This is a genomic window from Halovulum sp. GXIMD14794 (assembly GCF_054457455.1).
Genome location: NZ_JBTLNF010000002.1, coordinates 166,804 through 192,603, shown reverse-complemented (window position 1 = coordinate 192,603; position 25,800 = coordinate 166,804). Strand labels below are relative to the sequence as shown.

The 25,800-nt window shown below is 66.8% G+C and carries 32 protein-coding genes; 13 read left to right on the top strand and 19 right to left on the bottom strand.

The annotated features are described in order from the left end of the window. Nucleotides 1-40 precede the first annotated feature (40 nt). The 6 genes from lysA to argH all read right to left on the bottom strand — a co-directional run bounded on the left by lysA (nt 41) and on the right by argH (nt 4,125). Entirely contained in the window at nt 41-1,309 is a 1,269-nt protein-coding gene (gene lysA, locus ACW9UR_RS01620; RefSeq protein ID WP_458915151.1) for a diaminopimelate decarboxylase, read from the bottom strand. A 4-nt stretch (nt 1,310-1,313) separates the two neighbouring features. Beyond that, the gene (locus tag ACW9UR_RS01615; RefSeq protein WP_458915150.1) at nt 1,314-1,631 is read right to left on the bottom strand and encodes a DUF2834 domain-containing protein; all 318 of its coding nucleotides are present in this window, start codon (nt 1,629-1,631) and stop codon (nt 1,314-1,316) included. Between the two features lie 76 nt (nt 1,632-1,707). Beyond that, complete coding sequence (locus tag ACW9UR_RS01610) at nt 1,708-2,019, bottom strand: hypothetical protein (RefSeq protein WP_458915149.1); 312 nt, start codon at nt 2,017-2,019, stop codon at nt 1,708-1,710. 116 nt (nt 2,020-2,135) lie between these two features. Beyond that, complete coding sequence (locus ACW9UR_RS01605) at nt 2,136-2,546, bottom strand: VOC family protein (protein WP_458915148.1); 411 nt, start codon at nt 2,544-2,546, stop codon at nt 2,136-2,138. Nucleotides 2,547-2,566: 20 nt separating this feature from the next. Beyond that, nucleotides 2,567-2,737 carry a hypothetical protein gene (locus ACW9UR_RS01600; RefSeq protein WP_458915147.1) on the bottom strand — a complete coding sequence of 57 codons (171 nt, stop codon included), beginning with the start codon at nt 2,735-2,737 and terminating at the stop codon, nt 2,567-2,569. Next, nucleotides 2,734-4,125, bottom strand: coding sequence for an argininosuccinate lyase (argH, locus tag ACW9UR_RS01595; RefSeq protein WP_458915146.1), 1,392 nt, complete (start codon nt 4,123-4,125; stop codon nt 2,734-2,736). Before argH ends, ACW9UR_RS01600 begins: the two co-directional genes overlap by 4 nt. 37 nt (nt 4,126-4,162) lie before the next feature. On the opposite strand from argH, the gene ACW9UR_RS01590 reads away from it, so the two are divergent. Beyond that, on the top strand, nt 4,163-4,777 hold the full coding sequence (locus tag ACW9UR_RS01590) for a TlpA family protein disulfide reductase (RefSeq protein ID WP_458915145.1): 615 nt from the start codon (nt 4,163-4,165) through the stop codon (nt 4,775-4,777). Nucleotides 4,778-4,787: 10 nt separating this feature from the next. On the opposite strand, the gene ACW9UR_RS01585 is transcribed toward ACW9UR_RS01590, so the two are convergent. Further along, a complete protein-coding gene (locus ACW9UR_RS01585) occupies nt 4,788-5,357 on the bottom strand; it encodes a DNA-3-methyladenine glycosylase I (RefSeq protein ID WP_458915144.1) in 570 nt (189 codons plus the stop codon). A 124-nt stretch (nt 5,358-5,481) separates the two neighbouring features. Between ACW9UR_RS01585 and ACW9UR_RS01580 the strand changes: the two genes are divergently transcribed. Then, nucleotides 5,482-6,306 (top strand): EAL domain-containing protein, encoded by an 825-nt coding sequence (locus tag ACW9UR_RS01580; protein ID WP_458915143.1) that lies wholly within the window; start codon nt 5,482-5,484, stop codon nt 6,304-6,306. A gap of 7 nt (nt 6,307-6,313) precedes the next feature. Here ACW9UR_RS01580 and phaR read toward each other — a convergent pair whose 3' ends face one another. Next, the gene (phaR, locus tag ACW9UR_RS01575) at nt 6,314-6,916 is read right to left on the bottom strand and encodes a polyhydroxyalkanoate synthesis repressor PhaR (RefSeq protein WP_458915142.1); all 603 of its coding nucleotides are present in this window, start codon (nt 6,914-6,916) and stop codon (nt 6,314-6,316) included. 103 nt (nt 6,917-7,019) lie between these two features. Here phaR and ACW9UR_RS01570 point away from each other — a divergent pair, with 103 nt between their 5' ends. The 8 genes from ACW9UR_RS01570 to ACW9UR_RS01535 all read left to right on the top strand — a co-directional run bounded on the left by ACW9UR_RS01570 (nt 7,020) and on the right by ACW9UR_RS01535 (nt 12,592). Then, entirely contained in the window at nt 7,020-7,187 is a 168-nt protein-coding gene (locus tag ACW9UR_RS01570; protein WP_458915141.1) for a hypothetical protein, read from the top strand. After that, nucleotides 7,184-8,389 carry an alpha/beta fold hydrolase gene (locus ACW9UR_RS01565; protein WP_458915140.1) on the top strand — a complete coding sequence of 402 codons (1,206 nt, stop codon included), beginning with the start codon at nt 7,184-7,186 and terminating at the stop codon, nt 8,387-8,389. Before ACW9UR_RS01570 ends, ACW9UR_RS01565 begins: the two co-directional genes overlap by 4 nt. Nucleotides 8,390-8,509: 120 nt before the next feature. After that, nucleotides 8,510-9,685 carry an acetyl-CoA C-acetyltransferase gene (locus ACW9UR_RS01560; RefSeq protein WP_458915139.1) on the top strand — a complete coding sequence of 392 codons (1,176 nt, stop codon included), beginning with the start codon at nt 8,510-8,512 and terminating at the stop codon, nt 9,683-9,685. 26 nt (nt 9,686-9,711) lie between these two features. Next, nucleotides 9,712-10,092 carry a hypothetical protein gene (locus tag ACW9UR_RS01555; protein WP_458915138.1) on the top strand — a complete coding sequence of 127 codons (381 nt, stop codon included), beginning with the start codon at nt 9,712-9,714 and terminating at the stop codon, nt 10,090-10,092. Between the two features lie 23 nt (nt 10,093-10,115). Further along, complete coding sequence (locus ACW9UR_RS01550) at nt 10,116-10,400, top strand: hypothetical protein (protein WP_458915137.1); 285 nt, start codon at nt 10,116-10,118, stop codon at nt 10,398-10,400. A 117-nt stretch (nt 10,401-10,517) separates the two neighbouring features. Further along, nucleotides 10,518-10,931: a hypothetical protein gene (locus tag ACW9UR_RS01545; RefSeq protein WP_458915136.1), complete on the top strand. Its 414-nt coding sequence runs from the start codon at nt 10,518-10,520 to the stop codon at nt 10,929-10,931. 53 nt (nt 10,932-10,984) lie between these two features. Further along, the gene (gene phbB / locus ACW9UR_RS01540) at nt 10,985-11,710 is read left to right on the top strand and encodes an acetoacetyl-CoA reductase (RefSeq protein ID WP_458915135.1); all 726 of its coding nucleotides are present in this window, start codon (nt 10,985-10,987) and stop codon (nt 11,708-11,710) included. 135 nt (nt 11,711-11,845) lie between these two features. Further along, nucleotides 11,846-12,592, top strand: a complete 747-nt coding sequence (locus ACW9UR_RS01535) for a type 1 glutamine amidotransferase (RefSeq protein WP_458915134.1) — start codon at nt 11,846-11,848, stop codon at nt 12,590-12,592. A 38-nt stretch (nt 12,593-12,630) separates the two neighbouring features. Here the strand turns inward: ACW9UR_RS01535 and ACW9UR_RS01530 are convergent, their stop codons facing one another. The 3 genes from ACW9UR_RS01530 to ACW9UR_RS01520 form a co-directional block, all read right to left on the bottom strand. Beyond that, nucleotides 12,631-12,801: a YdcH family protein gene (locus ACW9UR_RS01530; protein WP_458915133.1), complete on the bottom strand. Its 171-nt coding sequence runs from the start codon at nt 12,799-12,801 to the stop codon at nt 12,631-12,633. 111 nt (nt 12,802-12,912) lie between these two features. Then, on the bottom strand, nt 12,913-13,704 hold the full coding sequence (locus ACW9UR_RS01525; RefSeq protein WP_458915132.1) for a tRNA1(Val) (adenine(37)-N6)-methyltransferase: 792 nt from the start codon (nt 13,702-13,704) through the stop codon (nt 12,913-12,915). Then, complete coding sequence (locus tag ACW9UR_RS01520) at nt 13,676-13,897, bottom strand: putative signal transducing protein (RefSeq protein WP_458915131.1); 222 nt, start codon at nt 13,895-13,897, stop codon at nt 13,676-13,678. The genes ACW9UR_RS01525 and ACW9UR_RS01520 overlap by 29 nt, the downstream gene beginning before the upstream one ends. A 114-nt stretch (nt 13,898-14,011) precedes the next feature. Here ACW9UR_RS01520 and ACW9UR_RS01515 point away from each other — a divergent pair, with 114 nt between their 5' ends. After that, on the top strand, nt 14,012-14,950 hold the full coding sequence (locus ACW9UR_RS01515; RefSeq protein ID WP_458915291.1) for a polyprenyl synthetase family protein: 939 nt from the start codon (nt 14,012-14,014) through the stop codon (nt 14,948-14,950). 280 nt (nt 14,951-15,230) lie between these two features. Here ACW9UR_RS01515 and ACW9UR_RS01510 read toward each other — a convergent pair whose 3' ends face one another. The 3 genes from ACW9UR_RS01510 to ACW9UR_RS01500 form a co-directional block, all read right to left on the bottom strand. After that, nucleotides 15,231-16,079 carry a 4-(cytidine 5'-diphospho)-2-C-methyl-D-erythritol kinase gene (locus ACW9UR_RS01510; protein ID WP_458915130.1) on the bottom strand — a complete coding sequence of 283 codons (849 nt, stop codon included), beginning with the start codon at nt 16,077-16,079 and terminating at the stop codon, nt 15,231-15,233. Nucleotides 16,080-16,092: 13 nt separating this feature from the next. Further along, complete coding sequence (locus ACW9UR_RS01505) at nt 16,093-17,817, bottom strand: tetratricopeptide repeat protein (protein WP_458915129.1); 1,725 nt, start codon at nt 17,815-17,817, stop codon at nt 16,093-16,095. Nucleotides 17,818-17,926: 109 nt separating this feature from the next. After that, on the bottom strand, nt 17,927-19,576 hold the full coding sequence (locus ACW9UR_RS01500) for an electron transfer flavoprotein-ubiquinone oxidoreductase (RefSeq protein ID WP_458915128.1): 1,650 nt from the start codon (nt 19,574-19,576) through the stop codon (nt 17,927-17,929). 260 nt (nt 19,577-19,836) lie between these two features. Here ACW9UR_RS01500 and greA point away from each other — a divergent pair, with 260 nt between their 5' ends. Together greA and ACW9UR_RS01490 are read left to right on the top strand one after the other, a co-directional pair. Beyond that, nucleotides 19,837-20,307 carry a transcription elongation factor GreA gene (gene greA, locus ACW9UR_RS01495; protein WP_458915127.1) on the top strand — a complete coding sequence of 157 codons (471 nt, stop codon included), beginning with the start codon at nt 19,837-19,839 and terminating at the stop codon, nt 20,305-20,307. A 19-nt stretch (nt 20,308-20,326) separates the two neighbouring features. Beyond that, a complete protein-coding gene (locus tag ACW9UR_RS01490) occupies nt 20,327-21,346 on the top strand; it encodes a hypothetical protein (protein ID WP_458915126.1) in 1,020 nt (339 codons plus the stop codon). On the opposite strand, the gene ACW9UR_RS01485 is transcribed toward ACW9UR_RS01490, so the two are convergent. Genes ACW9UR_RS01485 through ACW9UR_RS01465 form a run of 5 tightly spaced genes read right to left on the bottom strand, consistent with a single transcriptional unit; the run spans nt 21,343 to nt 25,768 of the window. Further along, nucleotides 21,343-22,539: an MFS transporter gene (locus ACW9UR_RS01485; protein WP_458915125.1), complete on the bottom strand. Its 1,197-nt coding sequence runs from the start codon at nt 22,537-22,539 to the stop codon at nt 21,343-21,345. The two genes, ACW9UR_RS01490 and ACW9UR_RS01485, sit on opposite strands and share 4 nt — an antisense overlap. Then, nucleotides 22,536-23,798: a molybdopterin-binding protein gene (locus ACW9UR_RS01480; RefSeq protein ID WP_458915124.1), complete on the bottom strand. Its 1,263-nt coding sequence runs from the start codon at nt 23,796-23,798 to the stop codon at nt 22,536-22,538. The genes ACW9UR_RS01485 and ACW9UR_RS01480 overlap by 4 nt, the downstream gene beginning before the upstream one ends. Beyond that, on the bottom strand, nt 23,795-24,283 hold the full coding sequence (gene mobB / locus ACW9UR_RS01475; RefSeq protein ID WP_458915123.1) for a molybdopterin-guanine dinucleotide biosynthesis protein B: 489 nt from the start codon (nt 24,281-24,283) through the stop codon (nt 23,795-23,797). Before mobB ends, ACW9UR_RS01480 begins: the two co-directional genes overlap by 4 nt. Next, entirely contained in the window at nt 24,280-24,906 is a 627-nt protein-coding gene (gene mobA, locus ACW9UR_RS01470; RefSeq protein WP_458915122.1) for a molybdenum cofactor guanylyltransferase MobA, read from the bottom strand. The genes mobB and mobA overlap by 4 nt, the downstream gene beginning before the upstream one ends. Continuing rightward, nucleotides 24,899-25,768, bottom strand: coding sequence for a formate dehydrogenase accessory sulfurtransferase FdhD (locus tag ACW9UR_RS01465; protein WP_458915121.1), 870 nt, complete (start codon nt 25,766-25,768; stop codon nt 24,899-24,901). Before ACW9UR_RS01465 ends, mobA begins: the two co-directional genes overlap by 8 nt. Nucleotides 25,769-25,800: the final 32 nt, after the last annotated feature.

Genomic DNA, 25,800 nt, shown 5'->3' with positions numbered 1-25,800 from the left:
CTGCCTCCAGACTCGGCGAAGCCGGGTCTTCGGGCCCGATTCACTCCAACCATTCGGGGATGGTATCGCGTGAGATCATTTCGTCAAAGCTTGGCCGGGCCCGAACCACGGCGAATTGATCCCCGTGAACCAGAACCTCCGGTATCAGCGGGCGCGAATTGTACTCGGATGCCATGACCGCGCCGTACGCCCCCGCCGAGCGGAAGGCCACCAGATCGCCAGCCTCTAGCGGCGGCAGGTTGCGGGCACGGGCGAACGTGTCGCCGGTCTCGCAGACCGGGCCGACCACGTCGACGGGGCGTGGCTCGACGCCCGGCGCGGGCTCGACCAGCGGGACGATATCGTGATGCGCCTCGTACATGGCCGGGCGGATCAGGTCGTTCATCGCGGCATCGAGGATCAGGAAATCCCGCCCCTCGCCGTGCTTGAGATAGACCACTTTCGAGACCAGCAGCCCGGCATTGCCTGCGATCAGGCGCCCCGGCTCGATCTCGATCTCGGCGCCCAGATCGCCTACCGTCTCGTGCACAACGCGGCCATAGTCGAACGGCAGCGGCGGCGCGGTGTTGCTGGATTCGTAGGGAATGCCGAGGCCGCCGCCCAGGTCGATGCGGCTGATCTGGTGCCCGTCGCCGCGCAGCGTCCGGACCAGGTCAGCGACACGGGTGAAGGCGGCGCGATAGGGTTCCAGTTCGGTCAGCTGCGAGCCGATATGCACATCTACGCCGACGACTTGGATTCCCGGCAACTCGGCGGCGCGGGCGTACACCTCGCGCGCGCGGGCGATGGGAATGCCGAACTTATTTTCGGACTTGCCAGTGGCGATCTTGGCGTGGGTCTTGGCGTCCACGTCCGGGTTCACCCGGATCGCGATCGGGGCCGAGGTCCCCAGCGCCGTCGCGACCTGCGAAAGCAGTTCCAGCTCCGGCTCGCTTTCGACGTTGAACTGACGGATGCCGCCGGTCAGCGCGGCGCGCATCTCGTCCTCGGTCTTGCCGACGCCCGAAAAAACGATCCGCTCGCCCGGCACTCCGCCAGCCTTGGCCCGTGCATACTCCCCGCCCGAAACAACGTCCATGCCCGCGCCCAGCCGCGCGAGCGTGCGCAGCACCGCCTGGTTGGAGTTAGCCTTCATCGCGAAGCAGATCAGGTGATCGAGCCCGTCCAGCGCCTCCTGGAATACGCGGTAATGCCGTTCCAGCGTCGCGGTGGAATAGACATAGAACGGCGTGCCGACCTGCGCGGCGATCTCGTCCAGGGGCACGTCCTCGGCCATCAGGCGGCCGTTGCGGTAGAGAAAGTGGTCCATGAGGTCAGTCCAGAGGGCGCGAGCGCAGGAAAAGATAGAGCGGCAGGCCGCAGGAGACGCCGATGCAGAACGTCGCGGGAATGGCGATCAGGGACAGCCAGTCGCGGCGCACGGTCGCCTCGGCAATGATGAAGACGGTCAGCGCCGCAGCGGCGATGGTCAGATCCCAGACAAGGCCGCTGGTGGCGTCGTTCACGTGCCAGGCGTCCAGCATCGCGGACAGCGACCAGCCGTTCGCGCCAAACCAGGCCACGAAATAGTACATCGGCACGAGTGCGCCGAGGATCGTCAGGGCCAGGTAGGTCAGGCGAAGGGCGGACATGGGCGGGGCCTGCGGGTTCGGGGGTCAGCGGGGCGTAGCTTGGCCCCGGCTTGCGGTCAACCCTGAGGCGCCGCGCCTAGAGCATCACCGTATAGGCGAAGAGCGCGCCCACCACCGGCATCACCAGCGGCAGCGTGCGCGAGATCAGCACCTCGTCCTCGGCGGCCAGGCAGTTGCGGTCGACCTCGCGGAGCATCTGGCGGCGACGCACCAGCCCCTCGAACACCCGCGCGACCAGTGGCCCCGACGTGGTCAGGATCGCTACGGTCGTCAGATGCACCCGGTGATCGCCGATCCGCAGACAGGTGATGACCATCCCGGCGATCACCGCCAGGATCAGCAGCGAGCCGATGATCAGCGTCGGGGCAATTTCCTTGCGGATCTGCATGGGCCGGTCCTTCCGGTTGCTGCGGATGCAGGGAAGGATAGCAAGCCCGGGCGCGCACGCGGTAATCACGCTTTCGCCGGGATTGTTTCGGGCGGCCCGGGGTTAGGGGTCGGGGGTCAGGGGTCCTCGGGACCGATCCAGACGAAGGGATTGTGCGCGACCTCCCAAAGATGGCCGTCGGGATCGGCGAAATAGCCATGGTAGCCACCCCAGTCGGCACGGGAAGCCGGCTTGACCAGTTTCGCACCGGCCTCGACCGCCGCGGCAAGTACCGCGTCGACCTCGGCTTCGGAGGCGACGTTGTGCGCAAGGTTGATCCCGGCATAGCCTTGCCCGGACGAAGACACGCCGGCGTCCCGTGCCAGGTTTTCGCTTTCCGACAGGCCCAGCCAGGTGCCGTTCAGCGCGAAGAACACAACACCCGGCGGCGTCTCGACACGGGGCAGGCCCAGCCCGCTCTGGTAGAAGCGGCGCGACCGGTCCAGATCCGACACTCCGAGGGACACCATGCTGATCCGGGGTTTCATCACGGTGTCCGAACCTGCGCTCAGTCCGAGCGCCGCTCGTAGGTCACGCCCAGGTCGGCCGTGCCCGAGATCGCCACGTCGAATCCCGGCTCACGGGCGGGCGGCTCGGTGCCGCCGGGTACCGGGGCGGGGTCGCCCTTGATGCCACAGGCGGACAGCAGCAGGGCTGCGGCGAAGATCGTGCGGCTCATCCCAGTCTCTCCTTCCAGGCGGCGATCTGCGCGCGCACGTTCGCGGGCGCGGTGCCACCATAACTCGTTCGGCTGGCAACCGAATTGTCGACGCCGAGCACGCCGAACACCTCGTCAGTGATGCCGTCATGCACGGCCTGCATCTCGGCCAGGGTCAGACCGTCCAGATCGCACCCCTTGTCCTCGGCAGCCTTTACCAGCGCTCCGGTGACATGGTGGGCTTGGCGGAACGGCATGTCCAGCGCCCGCACCAGCCAGTCGGCCAGATCGGTCGCGGTCGAGAAGCCGGACCCTGCGGCAGCAGCCAGCGACTCGCGGTTGGCGGTCATGTCGCCAACCATGCCGGTCATCGCGGCAAGTGCCAGCATCAGGTTGTCGGCGGCGTCGAAGACCGGTTCCTTGTCCTCCTGCATGTCCTTTGAATAGGTCAGCGGCAGACCCTTCATCACGGTCATCAGGGTGACATTGGCACCGAAGATCCGGCCGATCTTGGCGCGGATCAGTTCGGCCGCGTCGGGGTTCTTTTTCTGCGGCATGATCGACGAGCCGGTCGAGAAACGGTCGCTGAGCGCCACGAAGCGGAACTGCGCCGAGGACCAGATCACCAGCTCTTCGGCCATGCGGGAGAGGTGCATCGCGCAGATCGAGGACGCGGCCAGGAACTCCAGCGCGAAGTCACGGTCCGACACGGCATCGAGCGAGTTCGCCATCGGCCGGTCGAAGCCCAGCGCCTCGGCCGTCTGTTGCCGGTCGATCGGGAACGAGGTTCCGGCCAGCGCCGCCGCGCCCAGCGGACTTTCGTTCATCCGCTTGCGGGCGTCGGCGAATCGAGCGCGGTCGCGGGCAAACATCTCGACATAAGCCAGCATGTGATGGCCCCAGGTCACCGGCTGCGCGGTCTGAAGGTGGGTGAAGCCGGGCATCACCCAGTCGGCCCCGGCCTCGGCCTGCGCCAGAAGCGCGCGGATCAGCGCCTCGAGCCCCGCGTCCACCGCGTCGCACTGGTCCCGGACCCAGAGCCGGAAGTCCGTCGCCACCTGATCATTGCGCGAGCGCGCGGTGTGCAGTCGGCCCGCGGGCTCTCCGATCAGTTCGCGCAGACGCGATTCCACGTTCATGTGGATGTCTTCCAGCGCGGTCGAAAAGGCGAACTCGCCGCTTTCGATTTCTGACAACACCGTGAGCAGGCCTTCCCGGATCGCCTGCGCGTCGTTATCCGTCAGGATACCGCACGCCGCCAGCATGGCCGCGTGGGCGCGGCTGCCCGCGATGTCCTGGGCAGCCAGTCGTCGGTCGAAGCCGATCGAGGCGTTGATCGCCTCCATGATGGCGTCCGGCCCGGCGGCGAAGCGTCCGCCCCACATCTGGTTGCTGGCAGTGTCCGACATGAATTACCCCGGTCGAGATTTGAAAGAGGCAGGCCCCATGACCCGACCCCGGAACACGACCCCGCAGCGCTTTGCGCGGCCCGTTCTTGCGGCGTTTCTATACGCAGCCGCCGCCGTCTCTGCAAACCCCGGCTGGGCCGCGCCGCTGACGCCCGAGATGCGCGCCGAGCTGACCGACCTGCGTGACGGAGACATGAAGAAGCTGGTGATCCACGAAAGCCCGCGCGAGACGCCCGAGATCACCTGGGAGACCGCCGAGGGCACCCCCGTCTCGCTGGCCGACAGCAACGGCAAGCTGCGGGTGCTGAACTTCTGGGCTACCTGGTGCGCCCCCTGCCGGCATGAGAAACCCTCGCTCGACGCGCTGAACGCCGAGATGTCCGGTCCGGACTTCGAGGTGATCGCCATCGCCACCGGCCGCAACAGTCTTGCGGGCATCAAGAAATTCAACAAGGGCGTCGGCGTCGAGACGCTCGAGACCTACCTGGACCCCAAGCAGCAGGCTGCACGTCAGATGGGCGTTCTGGGCCTGCCGATCACAGTGATCGTCGACAGCGAAGGCAACGAGATCGCCCGACTACAGGGAGGAGCCGACTGGGAGTCGGACAGTGCCCGCGCGATTCTGACCAGACTGATCGACGCCGGGATCTGACCAGCAGGGCCTAGCCCAGCTTCGCCACTTCGGCATGACGCGGGCAGTTCACGATGTGGTCGTTGACCATTCCGACTGCCTGCATGAAGGCGTAGACGATGGTCGGCCCGACAAAGGTGAAACCTTCGGCCTTAAGGTCCTTCGAGATCCGCTGCGAAAGCGGCGTCTGCGCCGGGACCTCGGCCATGCTGGCGAAGCTGTTCTGGATTGGCTTGCCGTCGGTGTAGCGCCAGAGGTAGCTGTCGAACCCCTCGCGTTCCTCGATCTTCTCCCAGATCTGCGCGCCCTTGATCGCGGCGCGGATCTTGCCGCCGTGCCGCACGATGCCCGGATCGGCCAGCAGGCGGGCCTCATCCGATTCGTCGAACCGAGCGACCCGGACCGGGTCGAAACCGGCGAAAGCCTCGCGGAAGGCGTCGCGCTTGCGAAGAATCGTGATCCAGGCAAGCCCGGCCTGGAAACCGTCGAGAACAAGTTTCTCCCACAAGGCCCTCGAGTCGTATTCCGGAACGCCCCATTCCGTATCGTGATACGCAACATATAGCGGGTCATCCCCGCACCAGGGGCAACGTTCAGTCATCTCGGGCTCCTTTTGCGGGATGGGAACATTTTTAGAACAAAACCGCAATATTCACGGACGCTTAAGTGGAAGCGCGCAATGTCGCTGCATCCGGACACAAGGCCCGGACGGACGGAGGCGACCGATGAAGACCAAGCAGATCCAAGCCCGGAAACACGATGCAGCCGCACTCCTGAAGGGGCACGTTGGGGGCAGCGCGACCCGCTCGATGGTGCTCCGAGCCCTGGCCGAAGGGCGGGTCAAACTGGCCTATCAGCCGGTCGTCGACGCACGCGATACAAGACGGGTCGCCTTCCACGAGGCTCTGGTGCGGGTGCGTACAGCGAACGGCGGCCTTCTGGCCCCGGCGCAATTCCTGCCGGCGCTCGCCGGCACCTCGCTCGCCGCCACCCTGGACCGCGAGGTGCTGCGCCAGGCGCTTGCCGCGCTGCGGCGGCAGCCGGACTTGCGGCTGGCGATCAACGCCGGCCAGGCCACTTGTGAAAGCGACGGCTGGCTCGGGGATCTGGCTGCAGCAACCCGCCAGGGGCCCGACCTTGGGTATCGCATGATCGTCGAACTGGCCGAGGACGGGAAGCAAGAGGACCCGGCCCGCACGCAGTTCGTCGCCGAACTGCACCGGCTGGGCGTCAGCGTCGCGCTTGACGATTTCGGTGCCGGACGCACAGGCTTCGCCCAGTTCCGACAGCAGCGTTTCGACATCGTAAAGATCGACGGCAGCTATGGCGACGGGCTGGCACGGGATCGTGATGCACAGGCGTTGGTGCGCGCGCTGGTCGACCTGGCCCGCCATTTCGAGATGGTCTCGGTGATCGAGTTTATCGCCAACCCCGAGGATGCCGCTTGCGCGCGGCGGCTGGGCGTCGATGCGATGCAGGGCAAACTATATGGCCCGCCGCTGGACGCGCTGCCGGGCGAGGGTCCGACCACGCGACGCGCCGCCGGCTAGGGCTGGGTCAGCTGTCCTTTACCAGCCGGGACAACTGGTCCTGCATGGACTTGAGCTGCGTCTTCAGCTCTTCCAACTCCATGTCCTTGGACTCGCCCCGCTTGCGCTCGTCTTCGGTCGCCTCGGCCTTGTCCCGCTCGCCCCGCATAGAGAACGGCGTGAACATCCGCATGGCATTCTCGTAGAGTTCCATGTTGGTCCGAGTCAGCGCCTCGAAATTCGCCATCGCCGGATTCGAGCCCAGCGCCTGGGTGACATGCTCGCGCAGCTTTTCCTGGTTGCGCAGGAACGTCTCCATCGAAGCTTCCAAATAGCCTGGCACCACGCCCTGGAGCGTGTCGCCGTAAAGCCGGATCAGGTGGCGCAGGAAATTGGCGGGCAGCATCGTGTGGCCCTTCGCCTCTTCCTCGAAGATGATCTGCGTCAGGACCGACCTAGTGATGTCCTCGCCTGATTTCGCGTCGCGGACGACGAAATCCACCTCGTTCCGGACCATCTCGGCCAGATTCTCGAGCGTGACATAGGCCGACTTCTGCGTGTTGTAGAGACGCCGGTTGGCGTATTTCTTTATGATGACCGGCTCGTCGGTTTCCGTGCGTGCGCGCGCCATGAGCCCCTCCCTGGGTGATGTTTTTTGCATAGCACCGCGTGTTTCCGCGCCGCAACGACATTTTTGCATACGCGAAGGCGCGGTGCGTGGTAATCGGGCGACAATGACCGATACAGACCGAACCGATCCCAGGCCCAACGACAGCCGCACCGAACGGCCCGCGACGCCACGCGACCGGCAAACGGCGGCCCAGCGCTATCTCGACCTGTGGGAGCGGCACCTGAGCCTGCTCGCAACCTCCGGGACGCGCCATCCCTCCGGAGGGGCATGAGCGCCCCCGCCGCGCACCGTATCGGCCACCCCACACCGCTCGTCTTCCACCTGGGCTCGGCGGTGACGGCCTATCTGCAGGCAATCCTCGCGGCGCCGAACGCCGCCGAAGACAGCTTTCCCTGGCACCCTGCCCTGCCCGAATTCAACGCACCACCGCCCCAACCGATTGACGTGGCCTGCGAATCCGCCAACAGGTTGCTTGCAATGCTGCGGGGGATCGAGGCCTGGCAGCGGCACCCCTACCGCCGCACCATGCACGAGCCGCCCGCACTCTGGACGCAGGGCAGCACGCGGTTGCTGGACTATGGTGCGGTGCCAGAGGCGACTGATCCCGCCGGTCCGGTGGTGCTGGTGGTGCCCTCGCTGATCAACAGGGCCTACATCCTGGATCTTACCCCCCGGACATCACTGATCCGGGCACTGGCAGCGGCAGGGGTGCGGCCGATGCTGCTGGACTGGGGCACGCCGGGCCGGGCCGAGGCGCGGTTCGACCTGTCTGATTATGTCGCGCAGCGCCTGACCCCGGCGCTGGCCGTGGCGCAGGTGCTTGGTGGACGACCTCCGGCGCTTCTGGGCTATTGCATGGGCGGCACGCTGGCCGCAGTCCACACAATGCAGGTGCCGGGCCCGCGCGCCCTGGTGACGATCGGGGCCCCTTGGGATTTCGATGCGACTCAGGGCGCGCCCTTCGCGGTCCGTGCCGCGGCGCGGCAGATGGGAACGCAGCGGCTGCGGATGCAGATCCGGGCGCTCGCCGATGCATTCGGCACAGTCCCCGTGACTGTGTTCCAGCATCTTTTTGCGATGGTCGATCCGATCATGGCCGCCCGCAAGTTCCGCCGCTTCGCAGGGCTGCCTGCGGACAGCCCGCAGGCGGAACTGTTCGTCGCGCTCGAGGACTGGCTGGCGGACGGCGTGCCGATGGCAGGCCCCGCCGCCGAGACGCTTTTGGTCGACTGGCATCTCGAGAATGTCCTGAAAGGCACGCGTGGGCGGCCAGGAGACACACCGCCCTCGCTGGTGGTGACCGGGACCGGCGATTCGATTGCGCAACTGCCCGCCGCGGGGGCGTTGGCGCGCGTTCTGCCCGGCGCCGAACAGCTGCGCCCGAAGCTCGGCCACGTCGGCATGATCACCGGGGCGAAAGCCCCAGCCGAGGTCTGGCAGCCTGTGGTGGAATTCCTCCTGCGAACGTCCTAGGCTGCCCTGCGACGGATTGCGCGTTGGGGTGGGGACCGGTGATCCGGTATGTTGCGCCGCAGCATGAACGGGGACCCACCCCGCGCGACTACTCGGCGGAAACAGACCAAGGGATTGGACATGACCAACATCGTGATCGCCTCTGCGGCCCGCACCGCAGTCGGCAGCTTCAACGGCTCCTTCGCCAACACGCCCGCCCACGAGCTGGGCGCTGCCGTTATCAAGGCTGTGCTGGAGCGTGCGGGCGTCGACGCCGCCGACGTGTCCGAGACCATCCTCGGCCAGGTGCTTACCGCCGGTCAGGGCCAGAACCCGGCCCGGCAGGCGCACATCAACGCCGGTCTGCCAAAGGAAAGCGCGGCCTGGGGCATCAACCAGGTCTGCGGCTCGGGCCTTCGGGCGGTCGCACTGGGCGCGCAGCACATCCTGCTGGGCGATGCGAACATCGTCGTCGCGGGCGGCCAGGAAAGCATGTCGCTGTCGCCGCACGCCGCGCACCTGCGTGCCGGGCAGAAGATGGGCGACATGAAGTTCATCGACACGATGATCAAGGACGGCCTGTGGGATGCGTTCAACGACTACCACATGGGCACCACCGCCGAGAATGTCGCCGAGCAGTGGCAGATCAGCCGCGAGCAGCAGGACGAGTTCGCCGTCGCCAGCCAGAACAAGGCTGAGGCCGCCCAGAAGGCAGGCAAGTTCGACGACGAGGTGATCCCCTTCACCGTCAAGACCCGCAAGGCCGAGATCGTGGTCGACAAGGACGAGTACATCCGTCACGGCGCCAACCTCGAGTCGATGCAGAAGCTGCGCCCGGCCTTCGCCAAGGACGGAACCGTTACCGCCGCCAACGCCTCGGGCCTGAACGACGGTGCTGCCGCCACCCTGCTGATGACCGCCGAGGAAGCGCAGAAGCGTGGCATCGAGCCGTTGGGCCGGATCGCCAGCTACGCGACCGCCGGTCTCGACCCCTCGATCATGGGCGTGGGCCCGATCCACGCCAGCCGCAAGGCGCTGGAGAAGGCCGGCTGGAAGGTCGATGACCTCGACCTGGTCGAGGCGAACGAGGCCTTCGCCGCCCAGGCCTGCGCGGTGAACAAGGACATGGGCTGGGATCCCGAGAAGGTGAACGTCAACGGCGGCGCGATCGCCATCGGCCACCCGATCGGCGCCTCCGGCGCCCGCGTGCTCAACACCCTGCTCTTCGAGATGAAGCGCCGCGATGCCAAGAAAGGTATCGCCACGCTCTGCATCGGCGGCGGCATGGGTGTCGCCCTTTGCGTCGAGCGCGACTGACCATGACGCAGCGCACCGGCCGGAGAATGCTCCGCGCCAGTGCGTTTGCGCTGCTTCTGCCCACGGTGACTTCGGTTGCCGTGGCGCAGCACCGGCAACCCATTTCGACCAGCCTAGTCGAGTGCGCCGCGATCTATGGCGAAGTAGCCGATATTGGCGAACGGCGCGGCAAGGATGCGGGCGAGGTCGCCTCGGCACGGAACGCCGCAATCAGGTTCTCCGAGGCCGCGCTGGTCCAGGCCGAGGCAGAGGGCCACAGCACGCCTGAGATCCATCTGAGCCCGATCTACGCGCAGATGGAGAGCAAATGGAACGGCCGTTTCGCCAACCCGCTGCGGCTCTCCGAGAACACGGACTGGATCGACTACTGCCGTGCCTTGGGGCGCGACAAGGGGGTGCTGGAATGATGTCGCATGCGTGTCGATTGGCTATGCCTGCGCGCGCCGCTCTGGTGGGGATGATACTCTGCAACGCGGCGCAGGTTGCCGCGGATACGGATCCGCTGACGATCACCGGTATCGACTGGCAGAACTGCCTCGATCTGATCGACCAGATGCGCGCGCAGCATGCCGCGCGCGGTGCAGGAGAGCCGATGGAAGAACGCACGCTTCATGTCCGTACAACCGCCGTCATGACCACGGACGAGATCATCGTCCTGCGCTGCGACCGCGCCGATTTGCCGATCACTTTCACCCTGCGGGCCAGCCCGCTTTGACAGGTTTCAAAGGAACTTTCAGAACAAAGGCTTGCGCGAACGGCTCCGGAATGGGCTACACTCGCGGCAAAGCCCGCGCCACTGGCATCGCGGGCGGCATTCCGGAGGGGACGACTGGTGCATAAATCGAATCCGATCCAAATCGTGGCCGGCGCGGCCTTGCTGGCATCTGCCACGCTCATCGCGCCCGGGGCCGTCGCGCAGACCGGGGAAACGGTGACACCTTTGTCGGTCCGGCTGACCGAATGCGCGACGATCTTCCGGGGTCTCGCCATCATCGAAGAGCGCAACCACATCGGGTATCGCAGTATCGACTTCTACGAACAGGGAACCGCCGCCTTGGCCCGTGCCGCCGTCCGGCAGGCCGGTGCCGAGGGCTATGCCGACCCCGTCAACACGCTGTCGCCGGTCTACACTGAATTGCAAGAACGCTGGGGCAAGCGCCTCCTGAACCCTGCCGACCCGAGCAGGGTCAGAGGCTGGATCGACTACTGCCGGTCCTTGGGACGGGCCACGGGCGCGCTGCGCTGAGGCGCGCCCATACTTCATCTGAGACTTCACCTGCAAAAAAGAAGGGGGAAAGAATGGGACGAGTTGCACTGGTCACCGGGGGCTCGCGCGGAATCGGCGCGGCGATCTCTATCGCGCTCAAGGACGCGGGCTATACCGTAGCCGCGAACTATGCCGGTAACGACGAGGCCGCCAAGAAGTTCACCGACGAGACCGGCATCAAGACCTACAAATGGTCGGTCGCCGACTACGATGCCTGCGCCGCGGGCCTCAAGCAGGTCGAAGCCGATCTCGGCCCGGTCGAGGTGCTGGTGAACAATGCCGGTATCACCCGCGACGCGATGTTCCACAAGATGACCCCCGAGCAGTGGCGCGAGGTGATCGACACCAACCTCAGCGGCCTGTTCAACATGACCCACCCCCTGTGGCCCGGCCTGCGCGAGCGCAAATTCGGCCGCGTGATCAACATCAGTTCGATAAACGGCCAGAAGGGGCAGATGGGCCAGGCAAACTACTCCTCGGCCAAGGCGGGCGATCTGGGCTTCACCAAGGCCCTGGCGCAGGAAGGCGCGCGTGCCGGGATCACCGTCAACGCGATCTGCCCGGGCTACATCGGCACCGAGATGGTCCGCGCCATCGACGAGAAGGTGCTGAACGAGCGCATCATCCCGCAAATCCCGGTCGGCCGCCTGGGCGAGCCCGAGGAAATAGCGCGCGCGGTGCTGTTCCTGGCAGCAGATGACGCAGGCTTCATTACCGGCGCGACGATCTCGGCGAACGGCGGCCAGTACTTCGTCTGACCTTCTCAAGCCCGACTATGGCCAGGCCGGCGTCATGCGCCGGCCTGTGTCGTTCAGAGCCACCGCCCACCATCTCGCTCTTGCCGCCACCCGCAGGCTTGGCCACATATGAAGCGGAGCAACGGAGGCGTCCACATGCGAATCGGCATCCTCAAGACCGGCGACCTGCCTGACGACGTGACCGCACGGCACGGCGACTATGGCGACATCTTCGCCCGGCTGGTGCAGGCCCAGGATCCGTCGATCGAGACCGTGAAGATCGACGTCGACGGCGGCCAGCCGTTGGGCGATCCGCAGGATGCCGACGGCTGGATCGTCACCGGCTCGCGCCACGGCGCCTATGAGGACCATCCGTGGATCCCGCCCCTCGAGGACTTCCTGCGCGCGGCAGTGGCGCAGCGGATACCGGTCTTCGGCGTCTGCTTCGGCCACCAGATCCTTGCACAGGCTCTCGGCGGCCGGGTCGAGAAATCGGCCCGCGGTTGGGGTCTTGGCGTTCAGGAGTATGCCATGCAGTCGGCCCCGGCCTGGACCTCCGGACTGCCCGAACGCTGGTCCGGCATCGCCATTCACCAAGACCAGGTTGTGGCCCTGCCCGAGGGGGCGAACATTGTCGCGGCGAACGCGTTCTGCCCGTTCGCGGTGCTGGCATATGGCGATCTCGACTCGCCGCATGCGGCCTCGATCCAATCACACCCGGAATACACGCCCGAGCTGCTGCGCGATCTCGCCTCCGGCCGTTTGGGCGAGAAGGTCCCTCCCGAGGTGCTCGGCCCCGCGCTCGACAGCCTGGACACGCCCGTAAACAATCCGGGCTGGGTCAAGGCGATGGTGGATTTCCTGAAGGCAGGGGCCGCCCGGCGTCAGAGCGACGCGGCGTGAATGGCGTGTGGCCGACCCCGGCCACACGCGCAAAACAACTACATTTGGTGTGAAATTCGCTCGATCTCTTCCTTGAGATGGAGCTTCTGGCGCTTGAGGTCGGTAATTTCGAGATCATCGGAACCCGGACTGCGCTGTTCCTCTTCGATCTTTCGGGACAGGACTTCGTGTTTCTTGCGGAGTTCGGTCAGGTGGGAACTCAGGCTCATTCAGTCTCTCCTTCTCTCACGTAATCCCTCGCGACTCCGGATTGCATCACGAATTCATCGTTCTGTCACCTGCGAGATCACGTATTGTCGCGAGAATGCGGCGGGCAGCGGTCAGTCGCCCAGATCGAGCGGCGCGCCCTGTGCCAGAACCGATTGAGCGGCGGGTGAAAAATCCGGCGCATCCGCCTCGTGCCGGATGCCAGCATGAACCTCGAACGGCGGCAGCAGTTTCAGAGGCGCGGCGCGCCCTTTTAGCGCGCGGACGATGACACGGCCGGCAGGGCGTCCCGGGCGCGGGGCGATTGGAAGGATTCGCACGTCCCCCGCCCGCCCTGCCAACACCGAGAGGATATCGCCAAGCCGCTCGGTCCGGTGCACAAGCGTCAAGCTACCGCCCGGCAGCAATCGCCGAAGCCCGAGATCGATGAAACAGGCCAGGTCGGCCGATCCCTCGCCATGCGCAGCAGCACGCCCCGCATCCCCGGCCGAGGTTCCGCTTCCAGCCGCGAAGAAGGGCGGATTCGAGATCACGTGATCAAAGCTTTGCGTCCGAAGCCTCGCCGGCGGCGCGGCGACGTCGCCCTCGACCACGTCGGCTTCGAGCCCGTTGAGAGCCGCGTTGCGCCTGGCGAGCGCGGCGTAGACCGGCTGTTGTTCCAGCCCCGTCAGGCTTAGGCCCGGCACCCGGACGCCCAGGCAGATCAGCGCCGCGCCCGCACCACAGCCCAGGTCCAGGACTGTCTCGCCGGCCCGCGCCGGCACGGCGGCCGCAAGGAACACCGGATCGGTGGCCGCGCGATAGCCGCGCTTCGGCTGCAGTAATCGCACGCGCCCCCCCAGGAAGCCGTCCTCGGTCAGGGCATCGTCGGCGAACTCAGCGGCGGGCGGGAAGCTCGATGTCATTGTCGGTCAGGATGATCCGTGCGCGGTGGGCATCGGTGCGCCGCACCATCAGCCGCCGCGGCAATATGCCAATGGAGCCTTCCATGACGCTCATGTGGACGTCCATCGGAAAGCATTCTATACCCTCGGCGCGCAGCAGGGCGCTGGCGAAAGGGATCAACGTCGGGTCCGTGGTGCGCAGGATTTCCTCCATGGGGCGCAATCTAGCGACCCGCTGCGGGGCCGTCGAGACTAACGCACGGGATCGAACGTGAAGACCACATCCACCGGAGCCTTCGAAAGCCTGCAGCGCGCGCTTGCCCCTGACATGGAGGCGGTGAATGCGCTGATCGCCCGGCGCATGGCCTCGGAACACGCCCCGCGAATCCCCGAAGTCACCCGGCATCTGGTCGAAGCCGGCGGCAAGCGTCTGCGCCCGCTGCTGACCCTCGCTGCAGCCCGGCTCTGCGGCTACGAGGGCGAGCACCATGTGCGTCTCGCCGCCACGGTCGAATTCATCCATACCGCGACGCTGCTGCACGACGACGTCGTCGACGAGAGCACCCAGCGGCGCGGCCGCCCGACCGCGAACCTGCTGTGGGACAACCAGTCCTCGGTGCTGGTCGGCGACTATCTGTTTGCGCGCTCCTTCCAGCTGATGGTCGAGACAGGCAGTCTGCGAGTGCTCGACATTCTCGCCAACGCAGCCGCCGTGATCGCCGAAGGTGAAGTCCTGCAACTGTCTGCCGCGCGCAGCCTTGGCACCGGCCAGGACACTTATCTTCAAGTGATCCGAGGCAAGACTGCCGCCCTGTTCGCGGCAGCGACAGAGGTCGGCGGCGTTATCTCCGGCGCGCCCGAAGATCATGTCGACGCGCTTCGGACCTATGGTGACGCTCTGGGCATCGCCTTCCAGATCGTCGACGACCTGCTCGACTACGGCGGCGTCACCGCGAGCCTCGGCAAGAACACCGGCGACGATTTCCGCGAGCGCAAGATGTCGCTGCCCGTGATCCTCGCGGTTGAGAAGGCCGACGAAGAGGAGCGCGCCTTCTGGACCCGCGTGATCGAGCGCGGAGACCAGCGTGATGGCGACCTTGAACACGCGCAGGCTCTGATGCAGCGCCACGGCGCGCTCGAGGAAACCCGGAACCGCGCGCTCGCCCGCGCCAACGAGGCGCGGGAGGCAATCGCCACACTCCCCGAGCATCCGCTGCGCGACAACTTGGCGGACCTGGCCGAATTCGTGGTATCGCGCGTCGCCTGACAGGCGGCCGAGCCTTCTCTATCCCTCAAATACTCCCGACGGAGGCCCCCGCATGCCACCGGCGCAGCGCTAGCTCGAGACGCGCGCCGCCCGGAACCGCGCGCTCGCCCGCGCCAACGAGGCGCGGGAGGCAATCGCCACAATCCCCGAGCATCCGCTGCGCGACAACTTGGCGGACCTGGCCGAATTCGTGGTATCGCGCGTCGCCTGACAGGCGGCCGAGCCTTCTCAATCCCTCAAATACTCCCGACGGAGGCCCCCGCATGCCACCGGCGCAGCGCTAGCTCGAGACGCGCGCCGCCCGGCACCACCACTCTGGCGCGGCAGCCGATATCGCCGTCTCTGCCGCTCGTGCGGCCACTTCGTCGCCGAACAGCCCGAACACCGTCGCGCCGGACCCGGACATGCGCGCGAGCAGGCAACCCGGTTGCGCGGCGAGTGCCTCACGGACCGCACCGATCACGGGCACGAGTGCCAGTGCGGGCGCCTCCAGGTCGTTGCGCGTGTTCCTAAGCCAGTCTGCCAGCAAGCCCGGGTCAGGAAACGCATCTGGGAAAGCAGGCAGGGGCGCGTTGTCGCGGCGGGCCAGCCCATGGAATACCGGCCCGGTTGGGCATTCCACCGCCGGGTTGATCAGCACGCACCAAAGATCTGGAAGCGGAGGAACCGGCTCAAGCTCCTCTCCGATGCCACGCATTCGGATCGGTCGACCGTTCAAGCAGACCGGAACATCAGCGCCAAGGCCGAGGACGTCCTCGGAACAAGGCAACGGCGTACCATAGAGGTCTGCCAGCGCGAGCAGAGCGGCCGCCGCATCCGCCGAGCCGCCTCCGATGCCCCCGGCGAGCGGGAGCATCTTTTCGAGCGTCAGGTCGGCAGGACAATCCGGCATGAGCGCGGCGGCTTTCCTGACAAGGTTGTCCGGCCCGGCGCTCAACCCGGCCGCAAATGGTCCGGTGATCCTCAACCGCGTTTCAGGCGCTGCGCGGGCGTTTATGGTGTCGCCGAGATCGGCGAAAACGACAAAACTGTCGAGCAGGTGATAACCATCCTCTCGCCGCCCTGTGATGTGCAGCGCAAGGTTGATCTTGGCCCGCGCAAGGCGAGCCACTTCCCGGGGTCCGGTCACGGCGGGATGCGCGTCAGTTGCCGCTGACGGTCTCGGCCGTCTTCTCCTCGTCGGCGGCAGCTTCCTCCTCGAGCACTGTGTCCAAACCGACGTCCAGCTTGCGCCGAATCCGCTCGGCCTCGTCCTCCTCGGGCTCGAAGGAAAGCGCGCGCTTCCACTGGAACCGCGCCTCGAGCTTTCGCCCAACCATCCACAACACGTCACCGAGGTGATCGTTGATGACCGGATCGACGGGGGCCAGTTCGACCGCACGCTCCATCGGGGCGACGGCCTCGTCGAAACGACCAAGGCGGTAGTAGACCCAGCCCAAACTGTCGGTGATGTAGCCGTCCTGCGGACGCTGCGCGACGGCGCGTTCAATCATGTCGAGCGCTTCGTCCATGTTCCGGCGCAGCTCGACCAGCGAATAGCCGAGATAGTTCAGCACGCTGGGCTGGTCCGGATTGAGCTCAAGCGCGGTGCGGAAGTCGGCTTCGGCCTCGTCCCAGCGGTCGGTGCGCTCGAGGCAGATGCCACGTACGTAGTAGAGGCGCCAGTGCCGCTGCTCAACCTCGTCGACCAGCGCGACCGCCGCGCTGTAGGCATCCACCGCCCGGCCGAATTCCTCGTTGTTCCGCAAGGTGTCGCCCAGCGCCGTGTGCACCGAGATCACTTCGGGCTCTTCGCGCGCCAGGTTCGACAGAACCTCGATGGCCTCGTCGACCCGGCCCGCCCGTTCCAGCGCCGAGGCGCGGCCGATCTCGGCGGGGATATACCAGGGCGATCCCGGCGCGACTTCCTCGAAGGTGCTGATCGCCAGCTCCTCCTGGCCCTGCTCGGCCAGGATGTCGCCAATGAGGGTGGTTGCCTGGTCGTAGGTCGGGCGGATATGCGTCGCGAGGCGGGCGTAGAACAGCGCCAGTCGCAGCGCATCCTCACGGACCAGCGCATCGGCGAGCAGGTTGAATGCGGTCGCAGCACCATGCGACGGACTTGCCACCTGCTCGTAGGTCAGGGTCTCGCCCTTGGCGAGCCGCTCGCGCATGCGCTCGAACTGGATATCGGCGCCGCCGTTGGCGAGCACCTGGTCGATCAGCTCCATCGCATCGGCGCCACGGTCGATCTGGCTCAGTGCCACGAGATGCGTTTCGATCGCCATGCGGTCGATATGGAGCGGGCCGTTCTCTCCGCCGTCGAGCAGAGTGGCCGCTGTCTCGAAATCACCGGCAAACGCATGGGCATAGGCCAGGTGAAGCCGTCCAAAGACATCCGAGGCGGCATTGTTGCTCATCGCCTCGAACACAGCGGTGCCGCCGGCGAAATCTCCCTCGCCGATCCGGGCCCAGCCGCGCACCAGGTCCGAGAACATCGGGTTCAGCTGGCTCGCGTCCTCGTCCAGCAACCGGAGCGCGGCGGCATAGTCCTGCTCGCGGAGAGTCTCCGAGAGGATCGTCAGCGAGATCAGCTGGTTGTCGGGCTCGATCGGCTGAAGGCGCCGGGCCATGTCGAGGCCCCGGTTGAGCCGGCCGGCGATCACGTTGACCACCATCGCGGCATGCACCAGCGAAGCATCTTCCGAGGCCGCCCGGATCGCATCGTCATAATAGTGCGCCGCTGCCGTATAGTCATTGCGCAGATCGGCCTGGCTACCTGCCAGATAGGGGCCGGCCAGTCCTTGCGCACCGGCAGCCGGGGCGGTCATTGCCACCGCCAGCGCCACGGCCGAGGCCTGCAGTCCGGTCCAAAGGCGAGCTCTCATCCTCACTCCTCCAACGAAGGCTTTGACCGACTGTAGGGCGGCACCGCGGCCTTGGCAAACACACAGGCGCAACGCCCGCGTGACCGGCGATCAGGTGTTGGGAAATTGATCACATATTGGGATAATTCGGCCCCTCACCCCCCTGCGGCGTAGACCAGACGATATTCTGGCTGGGATCCTTGATGTCGCAGGTCTTGCAGTGGACGCAGTTCTGCGCGTTGATCTGAAAGCGGGGCGGCTGCCCCTCTTCCTCGACAATCTCGTAGACCCCGGCGGGGCAATAGCGCTGCGCCGGTTCGGCAAATTTCGGCAGGTTGACCTGCACCGGAACGGCTGGATCCTTCAGCTTCAGATGGCTCGGCTGATCTTCAGCGTGGTTGGTGCCCGAGAAACTGACATTGGTCAGCCGGTCGAAGGTCAACTTGCCGTCCGGCTTGGGGTAGTCGATCGGCTCGAACTTCGACGCCTCGCCCGTCGCCTGCGCGTCGGATTTCTTGTGCTTCTGCGTGCCAAGCGGGTTCCAGCCTGTCAGGCTGCTCATCCACATGTCGAAACCGCCCAGCATCAGCGATGACCACAGGCCCCGGTTCGACCAGAGCGGCTTGACGTTGCGCACGGGCTTGAGATCCTTGGCGATCGGCCCGGACTTCACCGCTGTATCATAGGCGGACAACTCGTCCCCTTCGCGCCCTGCCTTGATCGCCTCGTGCGCGGCCTCGGCGGCAGCCATGCCCGAGAACATCGCGTTGTGGTTGCCCTTGATGCGCGGCACGTTGACCATACCGGCCGAGCAGCCCAACAGCGCGCCCCCCGGAAAGGCCAGTTTCGGCATCGACTGCCAGCCGCCCTCGGTGATCGCACGGGCGCCATAAGCTACGCGCTTGCCGCCTTTCAGCAGTTCCCGGATCTCGGGGTGGGTCTTGAAGCGCTGGAACTCGGCATAGGGGTAGAGATACGGGTTCTCGTAGTTCAGATGCACGACGAAGCCCAGAAACACCTGGTTGTTCTCGGCGTGGTAGATGAATGACCCGCCGCCCGCGTTCTTGCCCAGCGGCCAGCCCATCGTGTGGACGACCCGGCCCTCGCGGTGCTTCTCGGGATCGATTTCCCAGATTTCCTTCATGCCGAGCCCGTATTTCTGCGGCTCGACACCCTCGTCCAGCTTGTAGCGCGCAATGGCCTGCTTGCTCAGCGAGCCGCGCACGCCTTCGGCCAGAAAGACGTACTTGCCGCGCAGCACCATGCCAGGCTCGTAGGAAGCACCCTTGGTGCCGTCCTTCTCTATCCCGAACTCGCCCGCGACCACACCGGCCAGCCGGTCGCCTTCGTAGACCAGTTCCGAACAGGCCATGCCGGGGAATATCTCGACGCCCAACGCCTCGGCCTGTTCGGCCATCCAGCGGCAGACATTTCCCATCGAGACGATGTAGTTGCCGTGGTTCGACATCAGCTTCGGCATCGGCCAGTTCGGGATCCGGATCTGCCCGCCTTCGCCCATCAGCAGAAAGCGGTCGTCCTTGACCGGCACGTTCAGCGGCGCGCCCTTCTCCTTCCAGTCCGGTATCAACGCGTTAAGGCCAGAGGGATCCAGCACCGCGCCGGAAAGGATATGGGCACCCACCTCGGAGCCCTTTTCCAACACGACCACATTCAGGTCGGCGTCGAGCTGCTTCAGACGGATCGCCGCGCTCAGCCCCGCCGGTCCCGCGCCCACGATGACGACGTCATAGTCCATGCTTTCGCGCTCGATCTCGCTCATCTGGGGACCTCCTTCCGGTTTGGTCTGAGGTAATAGGGCCTACGCGCCGAGGTCAATGCGGACGCAGCGTCGCGCGGCGCGACGGCAAGCGCGCGGCGGCTGCATCGCGGCGCTTGAACTCGCCCAGATCCGCTCCTATCGTTCGAGGCTGACGGGCCGCCCGGCGACGGGCGGTCCTTTTTGAATGCCGCCCCCCGGACCTGCCGGGGCTGCACCGACAGGGGCCGGAAAAGGCTTCCGAGAGTTGAGGAGGTACGAGAGTGGAAAAGATACCGCTGACCAAGAAGGGTTTCGCCAAGCTCGACGCCGAGCTGAAGCAGCTGAAGTCCGAGGCACGCCCGAACATCATCCGCGCCATCGCCGAAGCGCGCGAGCACGGCGATCTGTCCGAGAACGCCGAGTACCACGCCGCCCGAGAGCAGCAGAGCCACATCGAGGGCCGCATCGCGGAACTAGAAGGCATCATCGGCCGTGCCGACGTGATCGACATCACCCGCATGTCCGGCTCGATCAAGTTCGGGGCAACGGTCAAGCTGATCGACGAGGATACCGAGCAGGAAAAGACGTACCAGATCGTCGGTGAGGCCGAAGCCGACATCGAGAACGGCCTGCTGAACGTGAAGTCTCCGCTGGCGCGCGCGCTGATCGGCAAGGAGACCGGTGACAGCGTCGAGGTGAAGACCCCCGGCGGGGTCAAGGATTACGAGATCCTGGACGTGCAGTACATCTGATCAACGGGGGCCGGCCGCGATGCTGCCAGAGCCGGAACAACAGGACGGGCGTCCCGCCAAGGCGCGCCGCGCCGCGCTGATCGCGAGCGCGGTCTGGGCGGGCTGCGTGCTTGCCTATGCCATCGGCTATCTGGGCGGCGCAGCGCCCGGCGGCATCTCGCTTCTGCTGGCGCTGGCGGGGCTTGGCGCCGCGCTGATCCTGCCGCTTGCGGTGTTCTGGGCGCTGGCATTGCTCTATACCGGGATGCTGACTGCGCAGGCCGGGGCCGCGCCCGCAGATCCGGAGTTGCGGCGCGAGATCGAAGCCTTGGGAAAGCGGATCGACGGGCTGGAACGGCGTCTCAAGACCACCGATACCGCCCTGCGCCGAGCCGAGCAGGTCCTCGCGGCCCGGCCGATCATCACCCCTGCACCCGGGCCCGAGCCTGCGCCGCAGCCCGAACCCGCTCCGGTCGAAACCCCACCCATCGAAGACACCGCGCCAGCACCCGAGTCGCGACAGGATAGCGACCAGCCCGACCTACCGCTTGAGGGCGGGCGGGATCATCATGACGGGCTGTCGCTGGATGATGCGGTGCGGGCGCTCAATTTCCCTCGCGACGCCAGCGACCGCGAGGGTTTCGCGGTCCTCTCCCGCGCCATGGGCGAGCCGGAACTTGCCCGCCTGCTGCGCTCGTCCGAGGACACTCTGACGCTGCTGGCGCAGAACGGGCTCTACATGGACGACCTGATGCCCGCACCCGCGACCGCCACCGACTGGCGGCAGTTTGCCAAGGGCGGCGCCGAACGCGCCGCGCTGATGCCGCTGAACGGGATCACCGACCAGCGCGCGCTCGACGCCGTGCGCGAGCGGATGCGCGCCGATCCGATCTTCCGGGACACGGCGCTGCACTTCCAGCGCAAGTTCGACCACATGCTGCACAAGGTCGCCCCCGAGGCATCGGACCAGACCCTGCTGAACCTCGTCGATACCCGCTCGGGCCGGGCCTATGTTCTGCTGGTCCAGGCCAGCAGCGCACCCGAGGCGGTGGCAGACTAGACGTCCAGCTCCTGACCCAGCCAGCGGCTTCGCAACCGCAGGATCAGCACCAACCCCGCGGCCGACATCGCCACCGCGATCCCGTAGGTCAGGCCGCCCGCCACCGGGTAGACCGCCGAGGCCAACCCCATGCCCAGCGCCGTCATCACGCCACCGCCAAGGCCAAGGAACGCACCCTGCGCCGAAGCGCCGTAGCGTTCCGGCACGGCAGCCTGCACGAAAGCGATGGCCCCGAGGTGCCCGGCCACGAAGGTCAGCGAGTGGGTGATCTGAAGCACCCAGAGCCAGCCGGTGCCCGGATCGAACATCATCGCGCCCCAGCGCAGGATGCCCCCAGCACCCGACAGTGCCATCATGCCGATGGCTCCGAAGCGCCGCAGCGCGAACGGCGCCAGAAACAGCATCACGCCGATTTCGACCGCCACCGAAAACGCCCAGAGCGCCCCGATGGTCCCGTCGCCGATCCCCAAGGCCCGCCAATGGACCGAGCCATAGACATAGTAGACCGCATGGCTCGACAGGCTCAGCGAGATACCCAGCGTGAACAGCAGGAAGGTTGGCTGCATCAGCATCCGCCCGATCTCGGATAACGCCGGCGGCTTGTGCCCTTTCAGCGTGCCGCCTCCGGGATGCCTGCGGCCCAGAAATGCTGCCATCAGGCTGCACCCGACGATCCACCACAGCACCACATCCGCGCCTAGTGGCGCGATCAAAAGCCCCAGCACGACACTGGTGACGAGGAAGGACACCGAACCGGTTGAGCGCACGGGCGCATAGGCGAACCCGTAGCTGCGCGCGGCCCCCGCGCCAAGCGCCTCGCCCAGAGGCAGAACGCCAGAGAGCGCGGCACCGTTGACCAGCGTGGCCAGCAGCAGAAGACCCTTGGTCTCGATCCCCGCCTGAGCCGCGAAAACCGCGGCCGCCAGTAGGCAGAGGCCAACCATCACCAGCCGACGCTGGTCGAGCCGGTCGGCCAGGACGGGAAAGCCGAGACCAGCGACCACCCGCGTCGCGACGCCCATCGTCGTGTAGAACCCGACCTCGCCGGGCGTCAGGCCCCAGTCTTCCAGCCAGACAGGCCAGAACGGCAGGTGCGCGCCCATGACCGCGAACATCGCGACATAGAAGGCGCCGGTGTGGATCTGCGCGGCCCTGACCTCGCTGCGCGGCGCGCAGGGCGCGGCGGCGGTCACAGTCCGAAGCCGGAATAGGGCAGGAAGCGCACCGGCGTCCCGGGACTGACGTCGAGCGCGCCGTCGGGCAATTCCACAAGCCCTTCGGCCCAACTGAGCCCCGAGATCCGGCCCGAGCCCTCGGATGCAAACACTTCGGCCCGACCCTGAGCGTCAAGCCGCGCCCGCAGATACTCGCGGCGACCGGGCTTCTTGCGCTTCTCGAATGCCGCCGGCACGGTAAGCGCCTGCGGCTCAAGCCAGCCGCCGCCGGCCAGAAGCGACAGCGCGGGGCGCGCGAAGAGCAAGGCGCAGACGAAAGCCGCGACCGGGTTGCCCGGCAGGCCGAAGACCGGAACGCCGCCCCAGTTCGCCATCGCCAGCGGTCGCCCCGGCTTGATCGCGATCCGCCAGGTCGAGAGCTTCCCCGAAGCGCGCAGCACCGCCGAGACATGATCCTCGTCGCCAGCCGAAGCGCCACCGGTGGCGATCACCGCATCGGCCTGCTCGGCGCCGCGTTCCAGGCGGGCGCGCACCTCGTCGGCGCTGTCCGGCGCGGCGCCAAGGTCCACTGGCTCCATACCCCAGGCACGGATCAGCGCCAGCAGCATCGGGCGATTGGCGTCGTAGGTCTGGTGCGGCGCGGCCTCGGCCCCGGCGGGACGCAACTCGTCCCCGGTCGAGAGTACCGCGACGCGCAGTGGTATTCGCACCTCGACCAAGCCGTGCCCGAGCGCCGCCGCCAGCGCGAGATCCTGCGGATACAAAACGCGCCCCTCGGGCAGCGCCTCGGCCCCCTCGGGCACATCCTCGCCTGCCTCGCGGCAGTTCGCCCCCCGCTTCAGCCCGGCGCGAAAGCGGATGCGGTCGCCTTCGACGGCGACATCCTCTTGCAGGATAACCGTGTCGACGCCTTCAGGCAGCATCGCACCGGTCAGCACGCGGACAGCATGGCCCTCGGGCAGCATATTCTTGAGCGGCGCCCCAGCGGCTGAGCGGCCCTCGGCCAGTGGCAGCTCGACTTCGCCGCTTTCCGGCAACTCTGCATGGCGCAGCCCAAAGCCGTCGACGGCAGTGTTAGCGCTTGGCGGATTTGCCCGCACGGCGATTAGCGGCGCGGCGAGGATCCGTCCCAGCGCGGTCTCCAGCGGCACGCTCTCCGTCCCTGCAACCGGAACCAGCCCCGTGCGAAGCAGGCCGAGCGCCTCGTCCACCGGGGTCCAGTCGACGCCGGGCGGCAGCGCGAAACAGTCGTTCTTCAGCTTCGGCGTTTCGCTCATCCCTCGGCGTCCTCCAGGATGAACGCTGCGATGGCGTCGATGTCGTCGGGATCGAAGACCGGCATCCCCTCGGGCGCGACCGAGGAGACCCCCGCCAGCGCCCGGATCGTCGCGTTCTCCCGCAGCAGCGGAGGCTCGGCAGCGCCACGCCACACCTCGATCTTGCGATGCGGTGCGGACTTGTAGCCCTCGATCAGCACCAGATCGGCGGATTGCATCACCGAAAGAATCCGGGGCAGATCCCATTCCTCGCCACGCAATTCGTGCAGGAATGCCAACCGGGATGCCGAGGCCAGTACCACCTCGCCCGCACCCGCCTGCCGGTGGCGGTGCGTGTCGGTGCCCGGCACCTCGAGGTCTACGCCGTGATGGGTGTGCTTGACCGTCGACACGCGCAGGCCCTGCCCGCTGAAATGCGCGACCAGCCGCTCGACCAGCGTGGTCTTGCCCTGGTTCTTCCGCCCGGTCACACCGTACAGCTTCATGGCTCAGCCCCGATCCGGGCGCGCGCCGCCTGAAGATCCTCGGGCGTGTTCACATTGAAGAACGGATCGCCCTCTGGGGTGTCGACCGGGAACATGGCGCTGGCCGCGCCGTGGCGGTCGGTCCAGGCCACGACCTTGCGGGTGCCCTCGGCCAAGGCGGCACGCAGATCGTCGCGCAGGGCGACCGGCCACAGGCCGAATGTCGGGTGCCGCCCAATGCCCCGCTTGGCGTCCGGCGTCGCGGCCAGAGCGATCGGCACGTTCTCGGCCCGCGCGGCGGCTGTCAGCGCCGACACCAGGTCCCGCGGAAAGAACGGCGTATCCCCCGCGACGGTGACGATGTGATCGAAGCCCCGCTCCACGGCAGCGTCCAGCCCGGCGAGCACCCCGGCCAGCGGCCCGGGATAGTCGGCGACCCCGTCGGGGATCACGTCCAGCCCGAACGCCGAAAACCGCGCCGTATCGCCATTGGCGTTCAGTACCACCTCGGCCACCTGTGGCCGCAAACGATGGAGCACCGAGTCCAGCAACGTGCCCTGCCCCAGCTTCAGCAGGCACTTGTCGCCCCCGCCCATGCGGGTCGCCAGGCCGCCGGCCAGAACCACGCCCAGAACCTCAGTCATCCCGCGCCCCCTTGCGGCGCGCACCGCGCGGCTCCTCGGGTGCGCGGCCCGGATCGGCGTCGCGCACCAGCCGCTCCTCGCCCGAGAGACACAGGAAGCGCTGCCCGCGCATCCGGCCGATCAGCGTCAGCCCGACCTGTCGCGCGATCTCCACCCCCCAGGCGGTGAAACCTGACCGCGAAGCCAGTACCGGAATGCCCATCAGCGCGGTCTTGATCACCATCTCCGAGGTCAGACGCCCGGTCGTGTAAAGCACCTTGTCCGCGCCGGGAACGTCCTCGAGCCGCATCCATCCGGCGATCTTGTCGACGGCGTTGTGGCGGCCAACATCCTCCATGTAGACGAGCACCTTACCGCCCTGGCACAGGACCGTGCCGTGGATCGCCCCGGCTGCCAGATAAAGGCTCGGGAGTGTGTTCACTTCGTGCGCCAGCGCGTAGAGTTCCGAGGTGTTCACCCGCGCATCGGGCAGTGTGACGCCGTCGAGCCCCTCCATCATGTCGCCGAAAACCGTACCCACGGCGCAGCCCGAGGTCCGGGTCTTGCGCTGCAGCTTGTCCTCGTAATCGGTGGCGCGGGCGGTACGGACGACGACGGCTTCGACCTCGTCATCGAAACTGACGCCGGTGATCTCGTCGCTGTCCAGCAGCATGCCCTGGTTGCGCAGATACCCCACCGCCAGAAACTCGGGGTGATCGCCGATCGTCATCGCGGTGACGATTTCCTGACTGTTGAGATAGATCGTCAGCGGCCGTTCCTCCACCACGCGGATTTCCTGCGCCTGCCCATGCTGGTCGATGGCCTCGACAGGGCGGGTCAGGCGCGGGTCGTCAGGATCGGGCAGGATCGGAAGATCGGGCATGGGGCCTCCAGTCGGCGGCACGAAACCACCAC

What these genes read in the sequence shown, in the direction of transcription:
- lysA (WP_458915151.1), bottom strand. Translation starts at nt 1,309, where the DNA reads ATGGACCACTTTCTCTACCGCAACGGCCGCCTGATGGCCGAGGACGTG.
- ACW9UR_RS01615 (WP_458915150.1), bottom strand. Translation starts at nt 1,631, where the DNA reads ATGTCCGCCCTTCGCCTGACCTACCTGGCCCTGACGATCCTCGGCGCA.
- ACW9UR_RS01610 (WP_458915149.1), bottom strand. Translation starts at nt 2,019, where the DNA reads ATGCAGATCCGCAAGGAAATTGCCCCGACGCTGATCATCGGCTCGCTG.
- ACW9UR_RS01605 (WP_458915148.1), bottom strand. Translation starts at nt 2,546, where the DNA reads ATGAAACCCCGGATCAGCATGGTGTCCCTCGGAGTGTCGGATCTGGAC.
- ACW9UR_RS01600 (WP_458915147.1), bottom strand. Translation starts at nt 2,737, where the DNA reads ATGAGCCGCACGATCTTCGCCGCAGCCCTGCTGCTGTCCGCCTGTGGC.
- argH (WP_458915146.1), bottom strand. Translation starts at nt 4,125, where the DNA reads ATGTCGGACACTGCCAGCAACCAGATGTGGGGCGGACGCTTCGCCGCC.
- ACW9UR_RS01590 (WP_458915145.1), top strand. Translation starts at nt 4,163, where the DNA reads ATGACCCGACCCCGGAACACGACCCCGCAGCGCTTTGCGCGGCCCGTT.
- ACW9UR_RS01585 (WP_458915144.1), bottom strand. Translation starts at nt 5,357, where the DNA reads ATGACTGAACGTTGCCCCTGGTGCGGGGATGACCCGCTATATGTTGCG.
- ACW9UR_RS01580 (WP_458915143.1), top strand. Translation starts at nt 5,482, where the DNA reads ATGAAGACCAAGCAGATCCAAGCCCGGAAACACGATGCAGCCGCACTC.
- phaR (WP_458915142.1), bottom strand. Translation starts at nt 6,916, where the DNA reads ATGGCGCGCGCACGCACGGAAACCGACGAGCCGGTCATCATAAAGAAA.
- ACW9UR_RS01570 (WP_458915141.1), top strand. Translation starts at nt 7,020, where the DNA reads ATGACCGATACAGACCGAACCGATCCCAGGCCCAACGACAGCCGCACC.
- ACW9UR_RS01565 (WP_458915140.1), top strand. Translation starts at nt 7,184, where the DNA reads ATGAGCGCCCCCGCCGCGCACCGTATCGGCCACCCCACACCGCTCGTC.
- ACW9UR_RS01560 (WP_458915139.1), top strand. Translation starts at nt 8,510, where the DNA reads ATGACCAACATCGTGATCGCCTCTGCGGCCCGCACCGCAGTCGGCAGC.
- ACW9UR_RS01555 (WP_458915138.1), top strand. Translation starts at nt 9,712, where the DNA reads ATGCTCCGCGCCAGTGCGTTTGCGCTGCTTCTGCCCACGGTGACTTCG.
- ACW9UR_RS01550 (WP_458915137.1), top strand. Translation starts at nt 10,116, where the DNA reads ATGCCTGCGCGCGCCGCTCTGGTGGGGATGATACTCTGCAACGCGGCG.
- phbB (WP_458915135.1), top strand. Translation starts at nt 10,985, where the DNA reads ATGGGACGAGTTGCACTGGTCACCGGGGGCTCGCGCGGAATCGGCGCG.
- ACW9UR_RS01535 (WP_458915134.1), top strand. Translation starts at nt 11,846, where the DNA reads ATGCGAATCGGCATCCTCAAGACCGGCGACCTGCCTGACGACGTGACC.
- ACW9UR_RS01530 (WP_458915133.1), bottom strand. Translation starts at nt 12,801, where the DNA reads ATGAGCCTGAGTTCCCACCTGACCGAACTCCGCAAGAAACACGAAGTC.
- ACW9UR_RS01525 (WP_458915132.1), bottom strand. Translation starts at nt 13,704, where the DNA reads ATGACATCGAGCTTCCCGCCCGCCGCTGAGTTCGCCGACGATGCCCTG.
- ACW9UR_RS01520 (WP_458915131.1), bottom strand. Translation starts at nt 13,897, where the DNA reads ATGGAGGAAATCCTGCGCACCACGGACCCGACGTTGATCCCTTTCGCC.
- ACW9UR_RS01515 (WP_458915291.1), top strand. Translation starts at nt 14,012, where the DNA reads ATGGAGGCGGTGAATGCGCTGATCGCCCGGCGCATGGCCTCGGAACAC.
- ACW9UR_RS01505 (WP_458915129.1), bottom strand. Translation starts at nt 17,817, where the DNA reads ATGAGAGCTCGCCTTTGGACCGGACTGCAGGCCTCGGCCGTGGCGCTG.
- ACW9UR_RS01500 (WP_458915128.1), bottom strand. Translation starts at nt 19,576, where the DNA reads ATGAGCGAGATCGAGCGCGAAAGCATGGACTATGACGTCGTCATCGTG.
- ACW9UR_RS01490 (WP_458915126.1), top strand. Translation starts at nt 20,327, where the DNA reads ATGCTGCCAGAGCCGGAACAACAGGACGGGCGTCCCGCCAAGGCGCGC.
- ACW9UR_RS01480 (WP_458915124.1), bottom strand. Translation starts at nt 23,798, where the DNA reads ATGAGCGAAACGCCGAAGCTGAAGAACGACTGTTTCGCGCTGCCGCCC.
- mobB (WP_458915123.1), bottom strand. Translation starts at nt 24,283, where the DNA reads ATGAAGCTGTACGGTGTGACCGGGCGGAAGAACCAGGGCAAGACCACG.
- mobA (WP_458915122.1), bottom strand. Translation starts at nt 24,906, where the DNA reads ATGACTGAGGTTCTGGGCGTGGTTCTGGCCGGCGGCCTGGCGACCCGC.
- ACW9UR_RS01465 (WP_458915121.1), bottom strand. Translation starts at nt 25,768, where the DNA reads ATGCCCGATCTTCCGATCCTGCCCGATCCTGACGACCCGCGCCTGACC.